16 protein-coding genes are annotated in these 20,118 nt (G+C 70.6%); 9 read left to right on the forward strand and 7 right to left on the reverse strand.

The window, feature by feature from the left end:
* Nucleotides 1–9 precede the first annotated feature (9 nt).
* The 5 genes from KOI47_RS10405 to KOI47_RS10425 all read left to right on the forward strand — a co-directional run bounded on the left by KOI47_RS10405 (nucleotide 10) and on the right by KOI47_RS10425 (nucleotide 7,952).
* On the forward strand, nucleotides 10–912 hold the full coding sequence (locus KOI47_RS10405; protein ID WP_216215770.1) for a carbohydrate ABC transporter permease: 903 nt from the start codon (nucleotides 10–12) through the stop codon (nucleotides 910–912).
* A 7-nt stretch (nucleotides 913–919) separates the two neighbouring features.
* Nucleotides 920–2,005: an ABC transporter ATP-binding protein gene (locus KOI47_RS10410; protein WP_216215771.1), complete on the forward strand. Its 1,086-nt coding sequence runs from the start codon at nucleotides 920–922 to the stop codon at nucleotides 2,003–2,005.
* The gene (locus tag KOI47_RS10415) at nucleotides 2,002–3,930 is read left to right on the forward strand and encodes a DUF5107 domain-containing protein (RefSeq protein ID WP_216215772.1); all 1,929 of its coding nucleotides are present in this window, start codon (nucleotides 2,002–2,004) and stop codon (nucleotides 3,928–3,930) included. The genes KOI47_RS10410 and KOI47_RS10415 overlap by 4 nt, the downstream gene beginning before the upstream one ends.
* The gene (locus KOI47_RS10420; protein WP_216217225.1) at nucleotides 3,927–4,712 is read left to right on the forward strand and encodes a DeoR/GlpR family DNA-binding transcription regulator; all 786 of its coding nucleotides are present in this window, start codon (nucleotides 3,927–3,929) and stop codon (nucleotides 4,710–4,712) included. Before KOI47_RS10415 ends, KOI47_RS10420 begins: the two co-directional genes overlap by 4 nt.
* 192 nt (nucleotides 4,713–4,904) lie before the next feature.
* Complete coding sequence (locus tag KOI47_RS10425) at nucleotides 4,905–7,952, forward strand: endo-alpha-N-acetylgalactosaminidase family protein (RefSeq protein WP_216215773.1); 3,048 nt, start codon at nucleotides 4,905–4,907, stop codon at nucleotides 7,950–7,952.
* Between the two features lie 138 nt (nucleotides 7,953–8,090).
* Here the strand turns inward: KOI47_RS10425 and KOI47_RS10430 are convergent, their stop codons facing one another.
* From KOI47_RS10430 to KOI47_RS10440, 3 genes are all read right to left on the reverse strand, one after another.
* Nucleotides 8,091–8,576, reverse strand: coding sequence for an NUDIX hydrolase (locus tag KOI47_RS10430; RefSeq protein ID WP_216215774.1), 486 nt, complete (start codon nucleotides 8,574–8,576; stop codon nucleotides 8,091–8,093).
* 381 nt (nucleotides 8,577–8,957) lie between these two features.
* Complete coding sequence (locus KOI47_RS10435) at nucleotides 8,958–9,323, reverse strand: hypothetical protein (protein ID WP_216215775.1); 366 nt, start codon at nucleotides 9,321–9,323, stop codon at nucleotides 8,958–8,960.
* A 2-nt stretch (nucleotides 9,324–9,325) separates the two neighbouring features.
* Complete coding sequence (locus KOI47_RS10440) at nucleotides 9,326–9,652, reverse strand: hypothetical protein (protein ID WP_216215776.1); 327 nt, start codon at nucleotides 9,650–9,652, stop codon at nucleotides 9,326–9,328.
* Nucleotides 9,653–9,869: 217 nt separating this feature from the next.
* Here KOI47_RS10440 and KOI47_RS10445 point away from each other — a divergent pair, with 217 nt between their 5' ends.
* Nucleotides 9,870–10,778: a helix-turn-helix domain-containing protein gene (locus tag KOI47_RS10445; RefSeq protein ID WP_216215777.1), complete on the forward strand. Its 909-nt coding sequence runs from the start codon at nucleotides 9,870–9,872 to the stop codon at nucleotides 10,776–10,778.
* Nucleotides 10,775–11,152, forward strand: coding sequence for a DUF397 domain-containing protein (locus KOI47_RS10450; RefSeq protein WP_216215778.1), 378 nt, complete (start codon nucleotides 10,775–10,777; stop codon nucleotides 11,150–11,152). The genes KOI47_RS10445 and KOI47_RS10450 overlap by 4 nt, the downstream gene beginning before the upstream one ends.
* Here KOI47_RS10450 and KOI47_RS10455 read toward each other — a convergent pair.
* Nucleotides 11,149–11,439 (reverse strand): hypothetical protein, encoded by a 291-nt coding sequence (locus KOI47_RS10455; protein WP_216215779.1) that lies wholly within the window; start codon nucleotides 11,437–11,439, stop codon nucleotides 11,149–11,151. The two genes, KOI47_RS10450 and KOI47_RS10455, sit on opposite strands and share 4 nt — an antisense overlap.
* A gap of 36 nt (nucleotides 11,440–11,475) precedes the next feature.
* Nucleotides 11,476–12,855 carry an LVIVD repeat-containing protein gene (locus KOI47_RS10460; RefSeq protein ID WP_216215780.1) on the reverse strand — a complete coding sequence of 460 codons (1,380 nt, stop codon included), beginning with the start codon at nucleotides 12,853–12,855 and terminating at the stop codon, nucleotides 11,476–11,478.
* Nucleotides 12,856–12,966: 111 nt separating this feature from the next.
* Between KOI47_RS10460 and KOI47_RS10465 the strand changes: the two genes are divergently transcribed.
* Both KOI47_RS10465 and KOI47_RS10470 read left to right on the forward strand, forming a co-directional pair.
* The gene (locus KOI47_RS10465; RefSeq protein WP_216215781.1) at nucleotides 12,967–14,508 is read left to right on the forward strand and encodes a peptide ABC transporter substrate-binding protein; all 1,542 of its coding nucleotides are present in this window, start codon (nucleotides 12,967–12,969) and stop codon (nucleotides 14,506–14,508) included.
* Between the two features lie 141 nt (nucleotides 14,509–14,649).
* Nucleotides 14,650–16,671 (forward strand): elongation factor G, encoded by a 2,022-nt coding sequence (locus tag KOI47_RS10470; protein ID WP_216215782.1) that lies wholly within the window; start codon nucleotides 14,650–14,652, stop codon nucleotides 16,669–16,671.
* On the opposite strand, the gene KOI47_RS10475 is transcribed toward KOI47_RS10470, so the two are convergent.
* Both KOI47_RS10475 and KOI47_RS10480 read right to left on the reverse strand, forming a co-directional pair.
* Nucleotides 16,638–18,416 (reverse strand): hypothetical protein, encoded by a 1,779-nt coding sequence (locus KOI47_RS10475; protein ID WP_216215783.1) that lies wholly within the window; start codon nucleotides 18,414–18,416, stop codon nucleotides 16,638–16,640. The two genes, KOI47_RS10470 and KOI47_RS10475, sit on opposite strands and share 34 nt — an antisense overlap.
* Before the next feature lie 136 nt (nucleotides 18,417–18,552).
* Nucleotides 18,553–20,004: a glutamate synthase subunit beta gene (locus KOI47_RS10480; RefSeq protein ID WP_216215784.1), complete on the reverse strand. Its 1,452-nt coding sequence runs from the start codon at nucleotides 20,002–20,004 to the stop codon at nucleotides 18,553–18,555.
* Nucleotides 20,005–20,118: the final 114 nt, after the last annotated feature.

Consider the following 20,118-nt stretch of genomic DNA (forward strand, 5'->3'; position numbering starts at 1 on the left):
GGAGCCGGTATGTCTACAACGGACACGACGCGGCGGCCACCGCGCAGGCCGAAGCCCGCGCCGGGCTCGCGGCGCACCAGCCCGGTAAGGGTGCTCGGGATGGCCGTGGTGCTGCTGTTCACCGCGTTCAACCTGTTCGTGCTGTACTGGTTGCTGGCCTCCTCGTTCAAGACGCCGGTGGAGATCTTCACCCAGCCGTTCCAGCTGCCGCGGCAGTGGTTCGTGGTCGGCAAACCGTTGCGCAACTTCATCTACGCCTGGAGCCAGGCCGGTTTCGGTTCGGCCTTCCTCACCACCGTGCTGCTGGTGGCCGCCGCCGCGGTGACGGTGGTGCTGATCTCCGCACCGGCCGCCTACGCGCTCACCCGGCTCGGCTTCCGCGGCTCGAACGGGATGACCAACTTCATCGCGGTGGGCATGGGCGTCCCGTTCCAGACGGTGATCATCCCGCTGTTCGTCGGGATGTCCGAGCTCGGGCTGACCAACAACCTGTTCGGCCTTTATCTCATCTACGTCGCGCTGTCCCTGCCGTTCACGGTGTTCCTGCTGACCGGGTTCTTCCGTTCGCTGCCGGACGAGATGGAGGAGGCCGCCGCCATCGACGGTGCCTCCCCGGTGCGCACCTTCGTCTCGATCATGCTGCCGCTGGCCAGTGGTGGGCTGATCACCGCGCTCATCCTGAACACCATCGGGCTGTGGAACGAGACCCTGCTTGCGATCGTTTTCCTGCAGGACAACGCGAACTTCACGCTGGGGAGGGCACTGTTCACCTTCTACGGCGCCGCCAGCTACCAGTCCGAGTACGGCGGCCTGATCGCCGGCATCACCATCGTGGTGCTGCCGATGCTGCTGCTCTACGTCGTGCTGGCCAGAAGGATCATCACCGGCCTGACGCTCGGTGCGGGGAAGTAGGAGGATCATGGCAACTGTCACCTTCCGCGGCGCCACCCGGTACTACGCCGGTACCGCCGATCCCGCGGTGGACCGGCTCGACCTGGATGTCGCCGATGGCGAGTTCCTCGTGCTGGTCGGCCCGTCCGGCTGCGGGAAGTCCACCACCCTGCGGATGCTCGCCGGGCTGGAAGGGGTGGACGAGGGCCGGGTGCACATCGGCGAGCGCGAGGTCACCGAGCTGCCGCCGAAGGACCGGGACATCGCGATGGTGTTCCAGAACTACGCGCTGTACCCGCATATGACCGTCGCGGAGAACATCGGGTTCCACCTGAAGATCCAGCAGATGCCGAAGCGGGAACGCGAAGACCGGGTCGCCGAGGCCGCGCGGCTGCTCGACCTGGAGTCCTTCCTGGACCGCAAACCCGCCAAGCTCTCCGGCGGCCAGCGGCAGCGGGTGGCGATGGGCAGGGCGATCGTGCGCAGGCCGCAAGTGTTCTGCATGGACGAGCCACTGTCCAACCTGGACGCCAAACTGCGGGTACAGACCAGGACACAGATCGCCTCATTGCAACGCAGGCTCGGGGTCACCACGATCTACGTCACGCACGACCAGGTCGAGGCGATGACCATGGGCGACCGGGTGGCGGTGCTCAAGGACGGCAGGCTGCAACAGTGCGACACCCCGGTCGGGCTGTTCGCCGCTCCGGCCAACCTGTTCGTCGCCGGGTTTATCGGCTCGCCCGCGATGAACCTGGTGCGGGCCACCCTCGGCGCGGACGGTGCGCTGGTCGGTGGCAGGAACATCGCGCTGGCCCCGGCACAGGTGGCGGCCCTGACCGGTTCCGAGGTGGTGGTCGGGGTGCGGCCGGAGGGCTGGCGCACCGGAGATCCCGCCGAGGGGATCGAGGCCGTGGTGGAGGTGGTCGAGGAACTCGGCAGCGACCAGTACCTGTACTGCGCGGTGGAGCAGGCGGGCGTGCCGCATACGGTGACGGTGCGCACCGCCGGGATGGCGCCCTGGCGGCGGGGCGAGAAGGTCGGGCTCACCCCGAGCCCCGGCGCGGTGCACCTGTTCGACGCGGAGACCGGCGAACGGCTGCCGGAGGCATGAACACCGTGCTCTCGGCCACCGAGCTGGTGCTGCCGGTGGCCGAGCTCGGACCGGAGAACCCGCTGCCGCCGCTGATCATGCCGGAACGGGCGCAGCAGGTGACCAACGCAGGGGAGCTGCCACCCGACCTGGCGGCGAACCTGGCCTACGGCGGCCTGCGTAGCGTGCTGCCGTACCGGCTGCAGGACGGCTACTCGCGGGAGCGCGCCGAAGGGGCGCTGCCCGCGCTGGTACTGGACAACGGGCGGCTGCGGGCCACCGTGCTGCCCTCGCTCGGCGGCAGGCTGTACTCCCTGTGGCACCGGGAAAGCGGCCGCGAGCTGCTGCACCGCAACCCGGTGTTCCAGCCAGCCAACCTGGCGCTGCGCGGTGCCTGGTTCGCGGGCGGGGTGGAGTGGAACCTTGGCAGCACCGGGCACACCACGCTGACCTGCGCGCCGCTGCATGCCGCGCGGGTGGCCGGGCCGGACGGTTCGCCGATCCTGCGGCTGTGGGAGTGGGAGCGGACCAGGGACCTGCCCTACCAGGTGGACCTGTGGCTGCCGCCGGAATCCGAGTTCCTCCACGTCGGGGTGCGGGTGCGCAACCCGCATCCGCACCCCGTGCCCGCCTACTGGTGGTCGAACATCGCCGTGCCGCAGGCACCGGGAACCCGGGTGCTGGCGCCCGCCGGGCAGGCCTGGCGGTATGCCTACTCGGGCAGGCTGGAGCGGATCTCGGTGCCGGGGCAGCCGGACCTGACCTACCCGGAGGGGCACCGGCATGCCGCGGACTTCTACTTCGACCTGCCGGAGCGCACGGACCCGTGGATCGTGGCAGTGGACGAACGAGGCGCGGGCCTGGCCCAGCTGTCCACGGACCGGTTGCGCGGGCGCAAGCTGTTCGTCTGGGGGACTTCCGGCGGCGGGCGGCGCTGGCAGGAGTGGCTGTCCCCCGGCACTTCCGGCTACCTGGAGATCCAGGCGGGACTGGCGCGCACCCAGCTGGAGCACCTGCCGTTGCCGGGCGGCACGGCCTGGGACTGGCTGGAGGCATACGGCCCGGTGCGCGCCGATCCGGAAGCCGTGCATGGTCCGGAGTGGACACTGGCCTGTGCGCAGGTGCGGCGGGGGCTGCCCGCAGCCGAGGAGCTGGCCGCGCGGCACCGGGACTGGCGCGGTGTCGCCGATGCCGAGCCCGGCGAGTGGTTGCACTCCGGCTCCGGCTGGGGCGCGCTGGAGACCCGGCTGCGCGGGCTGGACCTGCCTGGCACGCCGTTTCCGGCCAGCACACTGACGCGGCGGCAGCGGCCGTGGCTGGACCTGCTGGCCGGCCGCGCGCCCGAGGGCGACCCCGCCGAGCCACCCGACCAGGCCCCGGTGTCGGCGCCCTGGTGGGAGCTGCTGGAAGCCGCGGCCGACACCTGGGCCAGCTGGTACCACCGCGGGCTCGCCCGCTGGCACCACGGTGACCAGGCGGGTGCCGAGCGGGCGTGGCGTGCCTCGTTGGAGCTGGCCCCGAACGCCTGGGCCACCCGCAACCTCGCGGTACTGGAACGCGAACGGGGCCGGGAAGACGAGGCGGCCACCCTGCTCGCCGAGGCGCACCGGCTGAGCCCGGCGACCCCGGCGCTGGCGGTGGAGGCACTGGCCGGGGCACTGGCCGCCGGGCGGCCGGCGCTGGCCTGGCGCCTGCTGGTCGGGCTGCCGGACGAGCTGCGGGCCCCGGACAGGGTCCGGTTGCTGGAGGCAAGGTCGCGGCTGCTGCTCGGTGATCCGCTGGGTGCGGAGAAGATCTTCGACGCCGGGCTCGATGTGCCCGACATCCGGGAAGGGGAGACGCTGCTTTCCCGGACCTGGGAGGAGATCCAGCACGCGCTGGCCACCGAGGGGAGGCAGGCCCGACCGCTGCCGCCCCGGTACGACTTCCGGATGACCGGATGGTGAGGCGGTACGAACGACTGGGCCACATCCTCGAACTCGTCGGCACGCGGGGGCGGGTCGATGTCGAGCAGCTGGCCGGCGAGCTGGGCGTGTCCGCCGCGACGATCCGCAGGGACCTCGACCATCTCGCCGAGCAGCAACTGCTCACCCGCAGCCGCGGTGGCGCGGTGTGCAACGACGTGTCCTATGACCTGCCGTTGCGGTACAAGACCGCGCGGCATGCCCCGGAGAAGTCGCGGATCGCCGCGGCGGTGGCCGCGATGGTGCCGCGCGGTGCGGTGGTCGGAATGAACGGCGGCACGACCACCACCGAGATCGCCCGCGCGCTGGCCGCGGGGACCGACCCGGCTGGTGGCCTGGACGGGCCCGTGCTCACCGTGGTCACCAACGCGCTGAACATCGGCAACGAGCTGGCCGTACGTGGCCACCTCAAGCTGGTGCTCACCGGCGGGGTGGCGCGCCCGCACTCCTTCGAGCTGACCGGTCCGCTGGCGACCAGGGTGCCCGGGGAGATCTCGCTGGACCTGCTGGTGCTCGGCGTGGACGCGATCGACGCGCGGGGCGGGGCGTTCGCGCATCACGAGGGCGAGGCGAACATCAACCGGCTGATGGTGGAGCGTTCGGCGCGGGTGGTGGTCGCCGCGGACAGCTCGAAACTCGGCCACCGGGCGTTCGCGCGGATCTGCCCGATCGGCGATGTGCATGCGGTGGTCACCGATGCCGGGGTGGAGCCAGGGGTCGCCGCGGCCTTCCGCGCCGCCGGGCTCGAACTACGCATCGTGTGACATGCCCTGAACGTGGCTTACGAGACGTTGAGCGTCCCGAACGGAACATTCGGGACGCTCAACGTCCTGCACGCCACGTTCAGGGGTTGCGGGGAGGGGTGGGGTGAGCAAAGCTGTGTTGTTCTGTTGACTTATGAGCAAAAGTGGCTTACAAAAATCAGTATTGAACAAACAGGTTGCTGGGAGGCCGCCATGTCGCTTCGCCTGCGCGCTGCTCGGGTCACCGGCCTGCTCGCCGCGGTCCTGCTGACCGCCGGGCTGCTGACGGCGGTATCCGCCCCGGCGGGAGCGCGGCCGGAGCTGTTGCGGATCTCCTCAGCGGAGCTGGAGGTCACCCTCGGCGGCTCGTTCCCGTACGTCGCCGGCTACACCGACCGGGCGACCGGCGCGACCCTGGCCGGGCGCACCACCCCGCTGGACCGGATCACCGTGGACGGCCGCTCGTACCAGGTGACCGGCACCGGGCGGGTCGGCGCGGACGGGGCGGCGCGCTACTCGCTGGCCGTCGAGGGGGAGCCGGGGGCACGCATCGACGCCTCGATCCGCGTCCAGGGCAGGGCGACCACCTTCCGGGTGGACCGGATCGTGGAGACCGGATCCTTCCGGGTCGGCATCCTGGACATCCCCGGTCACGACCTGGTGTCGGTGGCCAGCACGCAGCCCGGCGCGGCCACCGCCTTCACCCGGCTGGACCCGGACTCCACCCGCACCGCGGACCGGTTCGCCGAGGTGACCGCCGACACCCCGGTGCAGGAGCGCCCGGTCGGCGCCACCTACGGCATCGTGCACACCGACCGGCTCGCCGCCGCGGTGGAGACGAACTCGACCTACGACCGGCCCGCGGGCGAGACCGACCGGGACGCGGCCCGGCTGTGGCACCAGGCGCGTGCCGAGGGCGAGGGTGTGCGGGTGGGGGTGTGGAGCGGGCAGTGGACCCACCGCGCCGACACCGCCACCGAGACCGAGGAACTGCCCTGGGCGAAGGTCGTGGTCACCCCGGACGCCAACGGCGACGGCAGGGTGAACTGGCAGGACGGCGCCATCGCCTTCCGGGACATCGCGATCGACCCGCTCGGTGCGGAGGGGACGGCGGAGCGGGTGGTCACCCATATCCCGTTCAACTTCGCCAGCCAGGCGACCCACCCGTTCCCGCGCACCCTGGACGACGTGAAGCGGATCTCGCTGGCCACCGACGGGCTGGGGCAGCTGGCGATCCTGAAGGGCTACGGCGCGGAGGGGCACGACTCGGCGCACCCGGACTACGGCGGCCACTACAACGAGCGCGCCGGCGGGCTGGCGGGGCTGAACACGCTGCTGCGCGCGGGGCAGGGGTGGAACGCCGACTTCGGGGTGCATGTCAACGCGACCGAGTCCTACCCGGAGGCGCATGCCTTCGACGAGACCCTGGTCGACCCGGACCGCGAGGGCTGGGACTGGCTGAACCAGTCGTACTACATCGACCAGCGCAGGGACCAGGTGTCCGGGGACCTCATGCGCCGGTTCGCGCAACTGCGCCAGGAGACCCATCCGAACCTGGACTTCCTCTACATCGACGTGTTCTATCCCTTCGGCTGGCTGGCCGACAACCTGCTGCGTGATCTGGACGCGCAGGGCTGGCGGGTCGGTACCGAGTGGTCGGACAAGCTGGAGCGCTCCTCGCTGTGGTCGCACTGGGCCAATGACCTCGACTATGGCGGGAAGACCAACAAGGGGCTGAACTCGAAGATCATCCGGTTCATCCGCAACCACCAGAAGGATGTCTGGAACGCGCATCCGATCCTGGGTAACAGCCGGATCGAGGAGTTCGAGGGCTGGCGTGGCGAGGTGGACTGGAACGTCTTCTACGCCAACATCTGGGAACACAACCTGCCGGCCAAGTTCCTGCAACAGCAAAAGATTCTACAGTGGACTGAGCAGGAGATCCGGTTCACCGGCGGGGTTCGCGGGACCGAGACGGACGGAACCCGGCGGCTGTACTCCGGGGATGCCAAGGTGCTCGAAGGGGACTCCTACCTGTTGCCGTGGCAGGATGGCGAGAAGCTGTATCACTACAATGCCACCGGCGGCCGCACCAGCTGGCGGCTGCCCGAGTCGGTGCGTGGTTCGCTGTTCCTCAGCAAGTACCGGCTGACCGAGACCGGGCGGAAATTCGAGCGGATTCTGCCCGCCCTGGACGGTTCGGTCACCCTGGACGCCGAGCCCGGCACCCCGTACGTGCTGTACCCCGGCTTCGCGCCCTGGCAGCAGCGCCCGGACTGGGGCGAGGGAACGCCCGTGCGCGACCCCGGGTTCAACGCGGGTGACCTGCGTTCCTGGCGGCCGCGGGGCGAGGTCCGGGTGCACCGCACCGGCCGGGGGCACCAGGTGGCCGAGTTCGGCTCCGGTGCGGGCCGGATCGAACAACGGTTGGGCAGGCTGGCGCCGGGTGCCTACAGCGCCTCGGCCTGGATCGAGGTGGAACCGGGCAGCACCCGCCGCGCGGAGCTGTCGGTGCGTTCACGGGACGCCCGGCCGGTGACGGCGTTCGTGAAGTCCTCGACGGCGGAGAACTTCGTGGCCGCCGACGAGAAGCACGGTAGTTACTTCCAGCGGGTCCGGGTGCTGTTCGACGTTACCGAGCGGGACAGTCGCCCGGTGCTGCGGATCGCCGCTGGTGCGGGGGACGCGCGGGTGCGGATCGACGACATCCGGGTGGTGCGCACCGAACGTGCGTCCAGGGAAGGCACCCTGGTGTTCGAGGACTTCGAGCACGTGGACCAGGGCTGGTGGCCGTTCGTGAAGGGGGACGCCGGCGGCGCCACCGACCCGCGCACCCATCTGGCCGAACGGAACGAGCCGTACACCCAGCGCGGCTGGAACGGCAAGCTGGTGGACAACGTGCTGGACGGAGAGTGGTCCCTGAAGGCGCACGAGGAGAACACCGGGCTGGTGTACCGGACGGTCCCGCAGAGCGTGCGGTTCGAGCCCGGCCACCGCTACCGGGTGGAGTTCGACTACCAGAACGGCCGGGCGGGGGAGTACTCCTGGGTGCTCGGCACCGACGAGGGCAGCACCTCGACCCAGTTGCGCGCCACCCCCCTCGGCGAGCGGCACGCGACCACCCGGTTCGCCCAGGAGTTCACCGTGGACGGACCCGGCGCCCATTGGGTCGGCCTGCGCAAGCACCCCGGCGACGCCGATCAGGCCGACCTCATCCTGGACAACTTCACCGTCACCGACCTCGGCCCCGCGAACCCCTGATAGCCACCGTGTTTGCCGTCCACATCCGCGCGTTTGCCGTCCACGCGCACGCGTTGGTCAAGTTGCGACTTGGGCACTTAACGGGTGCGCGACATCTTCCCTGGCCAGTGCGCAGACGGTCGCATAGGCGCACGGCCTTCACCTGGCGAGTGCGGATCGCTTAGACGTGGATCGTCGCGGGGTCGGGCTGAGCGCGCTCCAGCCCATGATGGAGAACGGGATGCCGTGGTGGTAGCCCCGGATACCGGCGGCTGGGTACTCGATCAGCTCGGCGGGGAGGCTGAGGAGGTCGAACCAGCCGAGGTCGGAGCACTTGTCCGGTTCGCGGTTGGACGGTTCCCCGATCCAGCGTTCTGTGGCGAAGAAGAGCCCAAGGCGCGGCTCGGGGCCGGAGCCGTTGACGTGGATGGTGTGCACGAGTGCGAGGTCGTTGGGGTCGATCATCACGCCGACCTCTTCATCGGCTTCGCGGGCGGCGGCGGTGAGCACGTCTTCGGCTGCGTCGAGCTTGCCGGATGGGAGGTGCCACATACCGTCGAAGGCTCCGCCCCGGCGCCTGGTGAGCAACAACTCGGCGTCACGGGTGAGCAGGACGTGGACGTCGATGAGGTGGCGGTCAGGCACGGTGATTGGTCCTCGCGGTTGGTCTGCGGCCAGTCCGGGTGCGCCCGAGGAGGCGGGGCGCTCGGGCTGGCGGCAGCTTACGCGGTGGCCTCCTGATCGTCGGAACGAAATCCTTCCGATCGGGCTGTCGCGTGCCATGGCCATCGTCCTCGCCTTCTTCGTATCGGCATTGATCGAGGTCCGGGTAACACCGAGGGCAATAGGTGCACCAGGCGTAGTCCGCGCCCTTGCGGGGCCGGATGCACACCGCGCCGCAGTCGGCGAGGCCGAGCGTGGGTGACAGGCGTTCGGAGTTGCTGTGTTCGACGTGGTGCAGCAGGGTCCGCGAGAAGTAGCCCGGCCATTCGGAACCGGGCCATTGCTCCGCGGGCCAGCGCGGTGTCATGGCATGCCGGGAAGCCACAACGAGCCGGAAGGACGGCGGGCGAGGCTCGGTGCACCGGGGGACCCGTGTGCCGGGAGGGCGAGCAGGTCGGCGACCACCTCCGCGACGGTGCCGGTGCGTTCCCAGAGCGGGTCTCCGCCGGGGTAGTCCTCGGCACGCAACCGCCTGGCGATCGCCTCGTTCATGCCGCAGACGGCCAGGTTCTCCACCACGCCCTCCGGGCTGCGCCGCTCGGCATACAGCGCCGCGATCGCCACGCCGTCGGCGTCCGCGAGCTGCCGGAACACGAACCCGGCATCGACCGCACGCCGGAGGGCGGCGATATGCGGCGCCTCCTCGTCGCCGGGCCGGGACCAGGCCATGATCACGTTCCGGCGGTGGGGCGGATCGGGAGCCTGGTGAACAGCCGCCGTAGCCGGGACGGTCTGCGATGCCGGTGCCGCCGGGCGCCGAGGAAGGCTTCGACGGTGCGCGGGGTCCCGTGTGCCGCCACGTACAGCTCGCAGCGGTGGCAGCGCGGCCCCGGCGGGGTCACCAGTGGCACCGGCGGCACCTCGGCCCCGCACACCGCCGCCGGGTCGCCGCCCACCCGGCGGGCCGCGCTCATCCGCTCGTCGGTGACCGCGTGGTCCCGGCCGTCGGCGCCGCTGCGGAACCAGGTGACGAACAGTCGTCCTGCCTCGATGGTCATCGTTCACCTCGCTCCGGTCCTACCTGTCGACGCGATAGTATGAAGAGTTTTCATCGCGTGTCATCTATGTACTGGAGATGACAGTACGGTGATAATCACTCTTTGACTACCCCGCCAATCGGGTAGCGCCAGGCGATACCCTCTGTGGTGAGGAAGGAGGGGTGCTCGCCCTGGCGACCATCGAGCCGCACATCGCAGAGAGGGCACCCACATGCCGATGGCCAAGTTGCGTACCGCCAGGAAGCTCCTGCTGGGCCGCGAGATCGCGCACATGATCGAGTCCGCGGGCCTCTCCCAGACCGAAGCCGGGGAGATCATCGAGTCCAGCCAGAGCCGGATCGCCGGGCTGATCAGCGGCGCGGGCACGATCGCCGTCGGTGACCTCGAACTGCTGGCCAACCGACTGGGGTTCACCGACGAGGGTTACAAGGAGGCGCTGCGCGAGCTGCGCCGGGACAACCACCGGCGCGGTTTCTGGTCCACCGGCCACAACCGGGCCTACTCCGAGGACCTGCGGCTGCTGATCGACCTGGAGAAGCACGCCGACCAGATCCGCTCGAACGAGGTCGAGGTGGTGCCCGGCCTGGCGCAGACCGAGGCGTATGCCAGGGCGCTCCATGCCGACCAGGTCGAGATCGAAGGCGTCACGGTCGATGACCGCGTGGCCGCTCGGCTGGCCCGGCAGGACATCCTGGACAAGGACGAGCCGCCGACGCTCCACTTCGTACTGAGCGAGTCCTGCCTGCGCCGGATGTGGGCCCCGGTAGAAGTCATGCGGGACCAGATCGAGCACCTGATCGCGCTGTCCGACCGGCCGAACGTGATGATCCAGGTGATGCCGTTCCGCACCCCGCCCGGCCGCCGCTGCCCGATCAGCAACCGCTTCGTGCTGCTGCGCGTCCCCTCGCCGGGCGAGGCCGGTCCGCTCGAGCTCGCCTACACCGAGGGTGAGGGCGAGATCCGCTACCTGGACGACAAGAAGGCGCTGGCCGCGCACGACGCGGCCTGGGCCCGGCTGACCAATGTCGCGCTGCGCTTCGACGAGACCCGCGAGTTCCTGCGGGAGATCTCACGCGAGTACACCGAAGAGATGAACACCCCCACCCCACAGGGAGATCGCAGATGACCGCTACCGCACCGCCGAGGTTCGCCGAGCGGGACTTCCGCAAGGCGACGCGCAGTGACCCCGACAAGAACTGCGTATGCGTGGCCCGCAGGGACGGCTGGGTCGAGCTGCGGGACTCCAAGACCGCCTTCGGCGCGGCCGATGATCATCGGCTGGTGTTCACCGCCGAGGAGTTCGACGCCTATCTGGCCGGCGCCCGCGCGGGCGAGACCGATGGCCGGTGCCTGGTGGTCGCGGGCCGGGCGGACGGCAAGTACGTCTTCCGCCGCCGTGCTGGGGAACTGCGGCTGGTCTTCACCGCGGCCGAGGTCGCGGCGTTCCGGGACGGCATCATCAAGGGGGAGTTCGACCCGGCGGCCTACGCCGGGGCCTAGCCGGGTTCGCCGCGGCGCTTGCGGTGGATCACCCAGGCGAGATCGACCGCGCTGCCGATGGCGAGCACACCGAGGACGACGACGCCCCAGAGCACGCCCATGACGGCGAACACGATGGCGGCGCCGACCGAGAGCGCCACCGCGATGGCGGCCAGCACGATCCGCAGCGTCAGCGCGCTGTAGGTGGGGGCGGCGCCGCCGAAGCCCCTGGTCGGGTCGTGGTAGTCGGGCAGGCCGCGTTCGTACTCGGCGCGGCCGCGGCGCCCGTCCTGGTCCTGCCGTCCCATGCACCCCGGATACCCGGCATGCCGCTGGTCAAACCCTCAGCGGGTCAGCTGCAGGATGTCGATGCCCCGGTTGTTGTCCGCGACGTACACCAGGCCACGATGCCAGTACGGCTGCCAGGACGCGGCGTCGGCCTCCCGGTGGTAGGCGATCTGCGTGGGGTTGGTGGGATCGCTGACGTCCAGGAAGCGGGTGCCCTGCGCGTAGAAGGACTGCACCAGCACATCTCCGCGCACGTCGAAGTAGTGCGCGGAACAGCTCCCGCTGTCGGGATCGCTGCCCTCCTGTCCGGCCACGCTCCAGGTACCGACCGTGTCCAGCCGGAACGGCCGCTCCGGGGTCGAGCGCCAGCCCTGGCCGCCCCGCGAGCCGCGCAGCGAGGCGATCACCAGCACCCCGTCGCCTGCGCAACCGGGCTCGAAGGCCTCCTCGGTGACGTAGATCAGGTCGCCCGGCCTGCCGTGCCGCGAGGTGCCGCCGTCGGAAAGGCGCCGTCCCACCGGCCGGAAGCTGTTGTGCATGAAGGTCGACTCCGCCGCCAGCTCGTCGATCCCGCCACCCGCGTACGGAACCGGGTCGACCGCGCTCGCCCAGCGCAGCCGGTGCCGCACCGGATCCCAGCGCAGCCCGTGCGTCCAGTAACCGCGGACGCCGCCGCGGCCGGAGGTCCACGCCACGCCGCGCGCGTCCACCTGCACGTCGTGCACGTAGTCGGTCCTGCCGTCATTGCGGCCGAGGTCGATCGGCTCCGGGAACACCCTGGGGTTGCGCGGATCGCGGATGTCGGTCACCCAGATCGGCCGCCCGCCCCATTCCTCCGGCATCGAATCGGCCTTGGCCGGGCCGCCGGTCCACAGATACCGGCAGTCGTTGACGCAGGTCGTGGTGTGCCCGGCCGGCACCCGCACATAGCTGAGCGTGCTGAGGTTCGCCGGGTCGGAGGCGTCCACAACGTAGATCCCGGACTCCCCGTTGTCCGTGTTGCCGCCGAAGGCCCGCGGGTCCCTTGCCAGGAACACCAGCTTGCGTTTCGGGTCGACCACGGTGTCCTCGGTCTCCCACATCCCCGGCATGGACAGCTCGCCGAGCGCCTTCGGCCGGGCTGGGTCGTCGGTCAGGTCGTAGGACTTCAACCCGAACTGGCCGGAGACCAGCATGACGTCCCGCTTGCGGTGGCCCCGGCCGTACTGCAGGAACTGCATCGAGATCGCGCCCTGCGCGTCCGGCACGTTGCCAAGATGGCGGACGTTCTTGCTCTCGCTGGTCGCCGGGGTGCTGCGCGGTTCGGCCGCGGCCGCATGCCCGCCTCCGGGAACATGCTCGGAGTCGCAGGCGAAGGCGGCGGGTGCGGAGAACGCCGTCGCCGCGGCGAGGGTGAGTACGAGACCGGAACGCGCGATGCCACGCCGAGGCACCATGGCCCACCTCCCAGTTGGGAACCAACCGTTCACGTTAGAGGTGATCAACATCGGCGCACAAGAGCCGATCGGCGGGTTGGTCGGCGGCCGATCCGGTGCTAGACAGCGATCATGCGCCGCAAGGTCCGGGCCGTGCTCGCCACCATCGTCCTGCTCGCCACCGCCGTGGCCTGCACCGGCGAGCGGGACACGCCTGCGGCGCCGGGCACTTTCTCCGTGGCGCTCGGCGAACCCGCCAGCCTGCTGCCTGCCGAGATCGGCGACCTGCCGGGCCGCCTGGTGGCCGACGCCGTCTGGACACCGCTGACCGCCCCGGCGGCCGAGCCGGGCGCGGAGCCCGAGCCGTTGGCCGCCGAGTCGATCACCAGCACCGACCAGCGCAGCTGGACGATCCGGCTGCGCGCGGGAATGCGCTTCCACGACGGCTCCCCGGTCACCGCTCAGTCCTATGTGGACACGTGGAACGCAGTGCGGAAGGAAGGCTGGCCAGGGGCGACGGTACTCACCGAGGTCCTGCGCGCCAAGGAGTTCCTGGCCACCGATGCACGCACGATCGAGCTCGTCCTCGAGCGCCCGCTCGGCCAGACCCCGCTGGTACTCGGCGCCACCGCGTTGCTGCCGTTGCCGCCGTCGGTGCTGGCGGCGGGGGACTGGGCCGCCTTCGCGCGGCACCCGGTCGGCAACGGCCCCTACCGCCTTGCCGAGGACTGGCGTCCCGGGTCCGGCGCCCGGCTGGTCCGGTTCGATGACTACCGGGGGCCGCGATCCGGCAAGGCGAAGGAGATCGGCCTGCGGGTGGCGGCGGACCCGGCGGCGCAGTACGAGCTGGCCCGCTCGGGCGAGGTGGACCTGGCCACCGAGGTGCCGGGGGAACAGCACCACCGGATGGCCGAGGACTTCGGTGACCGGGTGCTGATGTGGCCGCTGCCCGAGCTGACCATGCTCGGCGTGCCCGCCGGGGACAAGCGGTTCGCCGACGCCGCGAGCAGGCACGCGATCGCACTGGCCGTGGACCGGGCCGCGCTCGCCGAAGGCCCGCTGGAGCATCAGGTCGACCTGGCGGGGGCCCTGCTGCCGCCCGCGCTGCCGCTCGGGCACCGCTCGGGAACCTGCCGCCCGTGCAATCACGATCCGCGGGCGGCCACGGCACTCTGGGAACAGGCGGGAAACCCGGCAACCGAACTGGCGCTGCGTTTCGCGGCCGGGACGGGGCAGGAGTCCTGGGTGCGGCCGCTGGCCGAGCAGCTGGGGGACACCCTCGGCATCGCGGTACGGCCCCGTCCGGTCCCCGCAGCCGAGTACCAGGACCTGCTGGCAGCGGGCCCTGCCGAGGGCCTGTTCGTGCTGTCCAGCCGGTTGCGGACGCGCAGCCCGCAGGAACTGCTCGCGCCACTGCTGTCCGGTGCGGGGCGCACCGGTACCGGCTACGCCGACCAGGGCTTCGACCAGATGATGGCCGAGGCCGGCGCGACCGCCGAACCCGGCACCAGCGGCGAGCTGTACCGCCTCGCGGAGAACCAGGTGCTACGGGACCTTCCGGTGATCCCGCTGTGGTCCCGGCACGGCCACGCGGTCTGGGGCCAGCGTCTCGGCGGGGTCACCGCGAGCCCGAACCTGGCCATCGACCTCGCGGCGGTGGACGTCCCCTCCTGACCGCGAGGCGAATTCGGTTGCCGCACCTTCCCTGGGGTGCTGTACTCCAGGGAAACGTCCGCCTACCCGAGGAGACGAGCATGCGGGGAGCGTTCATGTCCATCCAGGTAACTCCAACCTACGCAGAGGACATGACGCTTCTTGAGTACGTTGAACCTCGGGATTCTTGCCCATGTGGACGCCGGTAAGACCAGCCTGACCGAACGACTGCTGCACACCGCCGGGGTCATCGACGAGCCCGGCAGCGTGGACGACGGCAGCACCCGCACCGACTCGCTCGCACTGGAACGGGCCCGCGGTATCACCATCAAGTCCGCCGTGGTCTCCTTCCCCGTGGACGGCACCACGGTGAACCTGATCGACACGCCGGGACACCCGGACTTCATCGCCGAGGTGGAACGGGTACTGCACATGCTGGACGGTGCCGTGCTGGTGGTTTCCGCCGTAGAGGGGGTGCAGCCGCAGACTCGCGTGCTGATGCGAACCCTGCGGCGGCTGCGGATCCCCACCCTCGTCTTCGTGAACAAGCTGGACCGTCGCGGCGCGCGACCCGAGTGGGTATGCCGGGATATCGCCGCGAAGCTGGCCTGGCCGGCCGTTGCGATGGGAAGCACGTACGGCCAGGGCGGCCGGGACTGCGGCTTCACCTCGTACCAGGCGACCGAACCGGAGTTCGCGGCCAGGCTGACCGAGGCGCTGGCCGAGCACGAGGACACCGTTCTCGCGGCCTATCTCGGCGAGGCGCCCGCCGTCTCCCCGGCCGCGCTCCGCGCCGAACTGGCGCGGCAGACCGGGCGCGCACTGGTGCATCCGGTGTACTTCGGCTCGGCGGTCACCGGGGCCGGGGTTCCTGAGCTGATCACGGGCATCACCGGCTTGCTCCCGGCCACGGACGGCGAGCCCGATGGCCCGGTATCCGGAACGGTCTTCAAGGTGGACCGCGGCCCGACCGGGGAGCAGATCGCCTACGTGCGGATGTTCTCCGGCACGGTACGGGTGCGGGACCGGCTGTCGCTGCGGGAAGGGAACGAGGGGAGGGTCACCGCGATCGAGGTCTTCGACCGGGGTGGCGTGATCGGCCGCCCAGCGGTGTCCGCAGGGCGGATCGGCCTGCTGCGCGGCCTCGCCGGCATCCGGATCGGCGACCCGATCGGTGTCTCCGGGAAGGACCTCACCCGGCAGTATTTCGCCCCGCCGAGCCTGGAAACCGTGGTGGTTCCCCGGGATCCGCGGCAGCGGGGCGCACTGCACCTGGCGCTCACCCGGCTCGCCGAACAGGACCCGCTGATCAATCTGCGGCAGGACGACCTGCGTGCCGAGATCGCGGTCTCGCTCTACGGGGAGGTGCAGAAGGAGGTCATCGAGGCCACCCTGGCCGGGGAGTTCGGGATCGCGGTGGCCTTCCGCGAGACGACCACCATCTGCCTGGAACGTCCGGTGGGCAGCGGGGCGGCGGCCGAGGTCCTGCACGAGGGGGACAACCCGTTCCTGGCGACCGTGGGGCTGCGGGTCGACCCCGCGCCGTCCGGTACCGGGGTGGACTTCCGGCTGGAGGTCGAGCCGGGCTCACTGCCTGCCGCGTTCCGCAAGGCCGTCGAGGAGACCGTACGGCAGGCCCTGCGCCAGGGGATCCACGGCTGGGAGGTCACAGACTGCGTGGTCAGTATGACACATTCCGGCTACCTGGCACGGCAGAGCCACGCGCACGGCACCTTCGACAAGAGCATGTCGAGTACCGCGGGAGACTTCCGCAACCTGACGCCGCTGGTGCTGATGGACGCCCTGCGCCTGGCGGGAACCGCGGTGTACGAACCGTTGCACCGTTTCCGGCTGAAACTGCCGGAGGACACCCTCGGCACGGTCACCCCGGTGCTGGCCCGGCTGGACGCGGTGCCGGGGGAAACCAGGGCGCAGGGCACGGCCTGCCTGCTGGAGGGCGAGATTCCGGCCGCGCGGGTGCACCAGCTGCACCGGCAGCTACCCGGACTGACCCGGGGTGAAGGGGTGCTGGAGAGCGCCTTCGACCGGTACCGGCCGGTTCGTGGCCGGGCACCTTCCCGGCCACGAACCGACCACAACCCGCTCAACCGCAGGGAGTACCTGCTGAACGTGCAGCGAGGAGCCCCAGCTCAGTCGGCGGGTGCCGCCACGTTGAAGAAGTAGCTGGCTGTGGACCGGGAACGCTGCCCGTCCGCCGACACCGAGGCGACCTCGATGTCGTGGAACCCGCTGGTCTCCGGCGTGATCGTGACGGTCGCGGTGCCGTCCGGCCCGGCCGGGACGTCCACCTTCTCGCCGCCGTCCAGCCGGTACCAGTAGCTCGCCACATCGGTACGGCCGGGTTCGAAGACGAACTCGCCGGGAATCCCCGGGCCGCCGCCCTTCTCGTTCTCGGGGTACACCTCGCTGTGCACCTTCGGGCTGTCCCTGGCGCGCAGGGTTTCCGTGCGGAAACCGGACCGGACCCCTTCGGCGGACGTGCTCCACGCACGCAGCGTCAGCGAGCCCACGTCCGATGCGACCACCTCGATGGTCGCGGCCTGGTCCACCGCGGGAACGGTGGTTTCCGGGCCGTCCCCGACCTGGTAGGTGAAGCTGGCGGCGTCGGGCTCGGTCGCGGTGAGCGTGCACTCGGCCGGCAGGCCCACCCCGATCTCCCGTGGGCAGGCGATCCGTGGCCCGGTGTCGGCTACCCAGAAGCTGTACCGCCTGCTCGGGGACCGGTTCCCGGCCCGGTCCACGCTGTACACGTTGACCGAGACCGGACCGGCGTACTGGGGGGTGTAGCTGACGGTCGCGCCGCCACCCGGCTCGTCCGCGGCCACGTAGGTGTAGTCCAGGTAGTAACCGACCACATCGGACACCCCGTTCGGGGCGAGGGTGAAGGTGCCGGGGATTCCGGCGCCACCGTGGCCTGGAGGCCCGGAGCCTTCGGGATAGTCAGCCGAGGAGATCCCCGGTGCCTCGCCGGGCCGGGTGAAGTCGTTGGTGAAGCCGCATTCGGGCATCCACCCCGAGGCGTCCGTTTCGTCCTCGGCCCGCACTGACCAGGTGTAGCTCTGCCCGTCCCGCAGGTAGTCCGCGGGGACGGTCGCCCTGGCTACCGAACCGCTCGGTATCCCGCTGGTGGTGAGCTCGGTGCGCTGGGATGGCTCCCCGGTCGGCCAGATGGCGAAGGTTGCCGTCATCCAGTCCCGGTCGGGATCCACCAGCCGGGCCCGCAGGCTCGGCCGGGTGTCCGCGTTGTAGAGCGGCCCCTGCGCGCATTCCTGGATGCCGACCGCGCCCTCGGCCGGAACGTTCGGCGGCCGGTTGATCTCGTAGGTGATGGACAGCTTGTTCGCGTAGCTGCGGCCGTACGCCGGGTCGTACTGCTTGCCTTCGGGCATGCGCAGCACGAAGGTCAGCGAGTCCGAACCGGCGGCCAGTGCCTGCGCCAGCTGGGCCTTGACGTCCCATTCGACCCTGGACCACAGGCACTCGTCCTCCGGTGCTCCGGGGCCGGGAAGCAGGGTCTGCTCTCGTGGCGCGCGCAGCCAGGTCGGGTCCTGGTCCTGTTCCGCCACCGTCCACAGCTGGGTGGACCGTGGCTTCGTGCAGTCGTTCGCCGCCTTCTCCTCGCCGAATGCCTCGGCGGAGAGCACCCTTGCGCCGCGCAAAGGTGCGAGGTCGAAGGTGAAGTACGCCTTCGAGCTGTGGTAGCCCGCTTCGACGCGGGCGCCGACCGGCGCGTCGGCATCCTGGTCCACAAAGGACGTGAACGGCTGCCGTATATCGGTGTAGGCCCAGGATGTGCTGACTATCGTTCCCCAGGTTTCGGCCGTGGCCGGTGCCGCACCGGCCGCGATGGCGGATGCGGCGACCAGTACCGCGCCCGCGGTCGCCAGTACCCGTCGTCGGAAGCTCAAGAGCTACCCCCAAGTGCGCTGTTGCTTTGCGGTGCAACAGTTGATCGCGCTGGTGGGTCCGGACGTTACGGGTGCCGGGCACGCGAAGGCGGGCGGTGTCCGGGAGTCCCGGACACCGCCCGCCATGCCGCGTTACTCAGCTGATCGGCCGGTCGGTTGGCGCGATCGGGGTGGGCAGGAAGTCACGTCCGGTCAGGTAGGCGTCCACCCCGGCGGCCGCGGACCGGCCCTCGGCGATCGCCCACACGATCAGCGACTGCCCTCGGCCCATGTCCCCTGCCACGAACACATTGTCCACACTGGTCTGGAAGGACTTGTCCCGTGCCACGTTGCCGCGCTGGTCCAGCTCCACGCCGAGGTCATCCAGCAGCCCGGCCTTTTCCGGGCCGACGAAGCCCATCGCCAGCAGCGCCAGCTGCGCGGGGATCTCCTGCTCGGTGCCCTCGACCGGGACGAACTTGCCGTCCTCGTTGCGTACCTCGACCAGGCGCAGCGCGCGCAGCCTGCCCTCGTCATCGGCCAGGAACTCCTGGGTGTTCACCGAGTAGATCCGCTCGCCGCCCTCCTCGTGTGCCGAGGACACCCGGTAGATCATCGGGTAGGTGGGCCACGGCTGGGTCTCCGAGCGGGACTGCGGCGGCCGCGGCATGATCTCCAGCTGGGTCACCGAGGCGGCGCCCTGCCGGTGCGCGGTGCCGACGCAGTCCGCACCGGTGTCCCCGCCGCCGATCACCACGACATGCTTGCCCCTGGCGTCGATCGGGGTGCTCTCCTGCGCGCCGCTGGCGACCCGGTTGGCCGGGGGCAGGTACTCCATGGCCTGGTACACGCCCTCGACCTCGCGCCCGGTTATCGGCAGGTCCCGCCAGGCGGTGGCCCCGCCCGCGAGCACCACCGCGTCGTACTCGGTGCGCAGCTGCTCGGCGGTGATGTCCACGCCCACGTTCACGCCGGCGCGGAACTCGGTGCCCTCCGCGCGCATCTGCTCCAGCCTGCGGTCCAGCCGGAACTTCTCCATCTTGAACTCGGGGATCCCGTAGCGCAGCAGCCCGCCGATGGCGTCGGCCCGCTCGAACACGACCACGTCGTGCCCGGCCCTGGTGAGCTGCTGCGCAGCGGCCAGCCCGGATGGGCCGGAGCCGACCACCGCGACCTTCTTACCGGTCCTGACGTCCGGAGGCTGGGGCTGGACCCAGCCCTCCTCCCATGCCCGGTCGATGATGGAGATCTCCACCCGCTTGATGGTCACCGGGTCGTCGTTGATGCCGAGCACGCACGCCGTCTCGCACGGCGCGGGGCACAACGTCCCGGTGAACTCGGGGAAGTTGTTCGTGGCATGCAGCCGTTCGATCGCGTCCTGCCAGTCCTCGCGCCACACCAGGGTGTTCCACTCCGGAATCAGATTCCCGAGTGGACAGCCCTGGTGGCAGAACGGGATACCGCAGTCCATGCAGCGGCCGGCCTGCTTCTCCAGCCGGGAGGTGGCGAAGTCCTCGTAGACCTCGCGCCAGTCCATCAGCCGCAGGTCCACGGGCCGCGACCTGGGCGTCTCCCGCTTCGTGGTCAGAAAGCCCTTCGGGTCAGCCATGAGCGGCCTCCATCTTTTCAGCGACCTGCGCGCGACCGCGATCGTGCCGACAGGGCGCCACTTCCGAGCGTGCCTTGCGTGTCGTTGTGGGGCGCCCTGGCGTCCCGATAGCGG

The sequence above is a fragment of the Amycolatopsis aidingensis genome (assembly GCF_018885265.1).
GTDB lineage: Bacteria > Actinomycetota > Actinomycetes > Mycobacteriales > Pseudonocardiaceae > Amycolatopsis > Amycolatopsis aidingensis.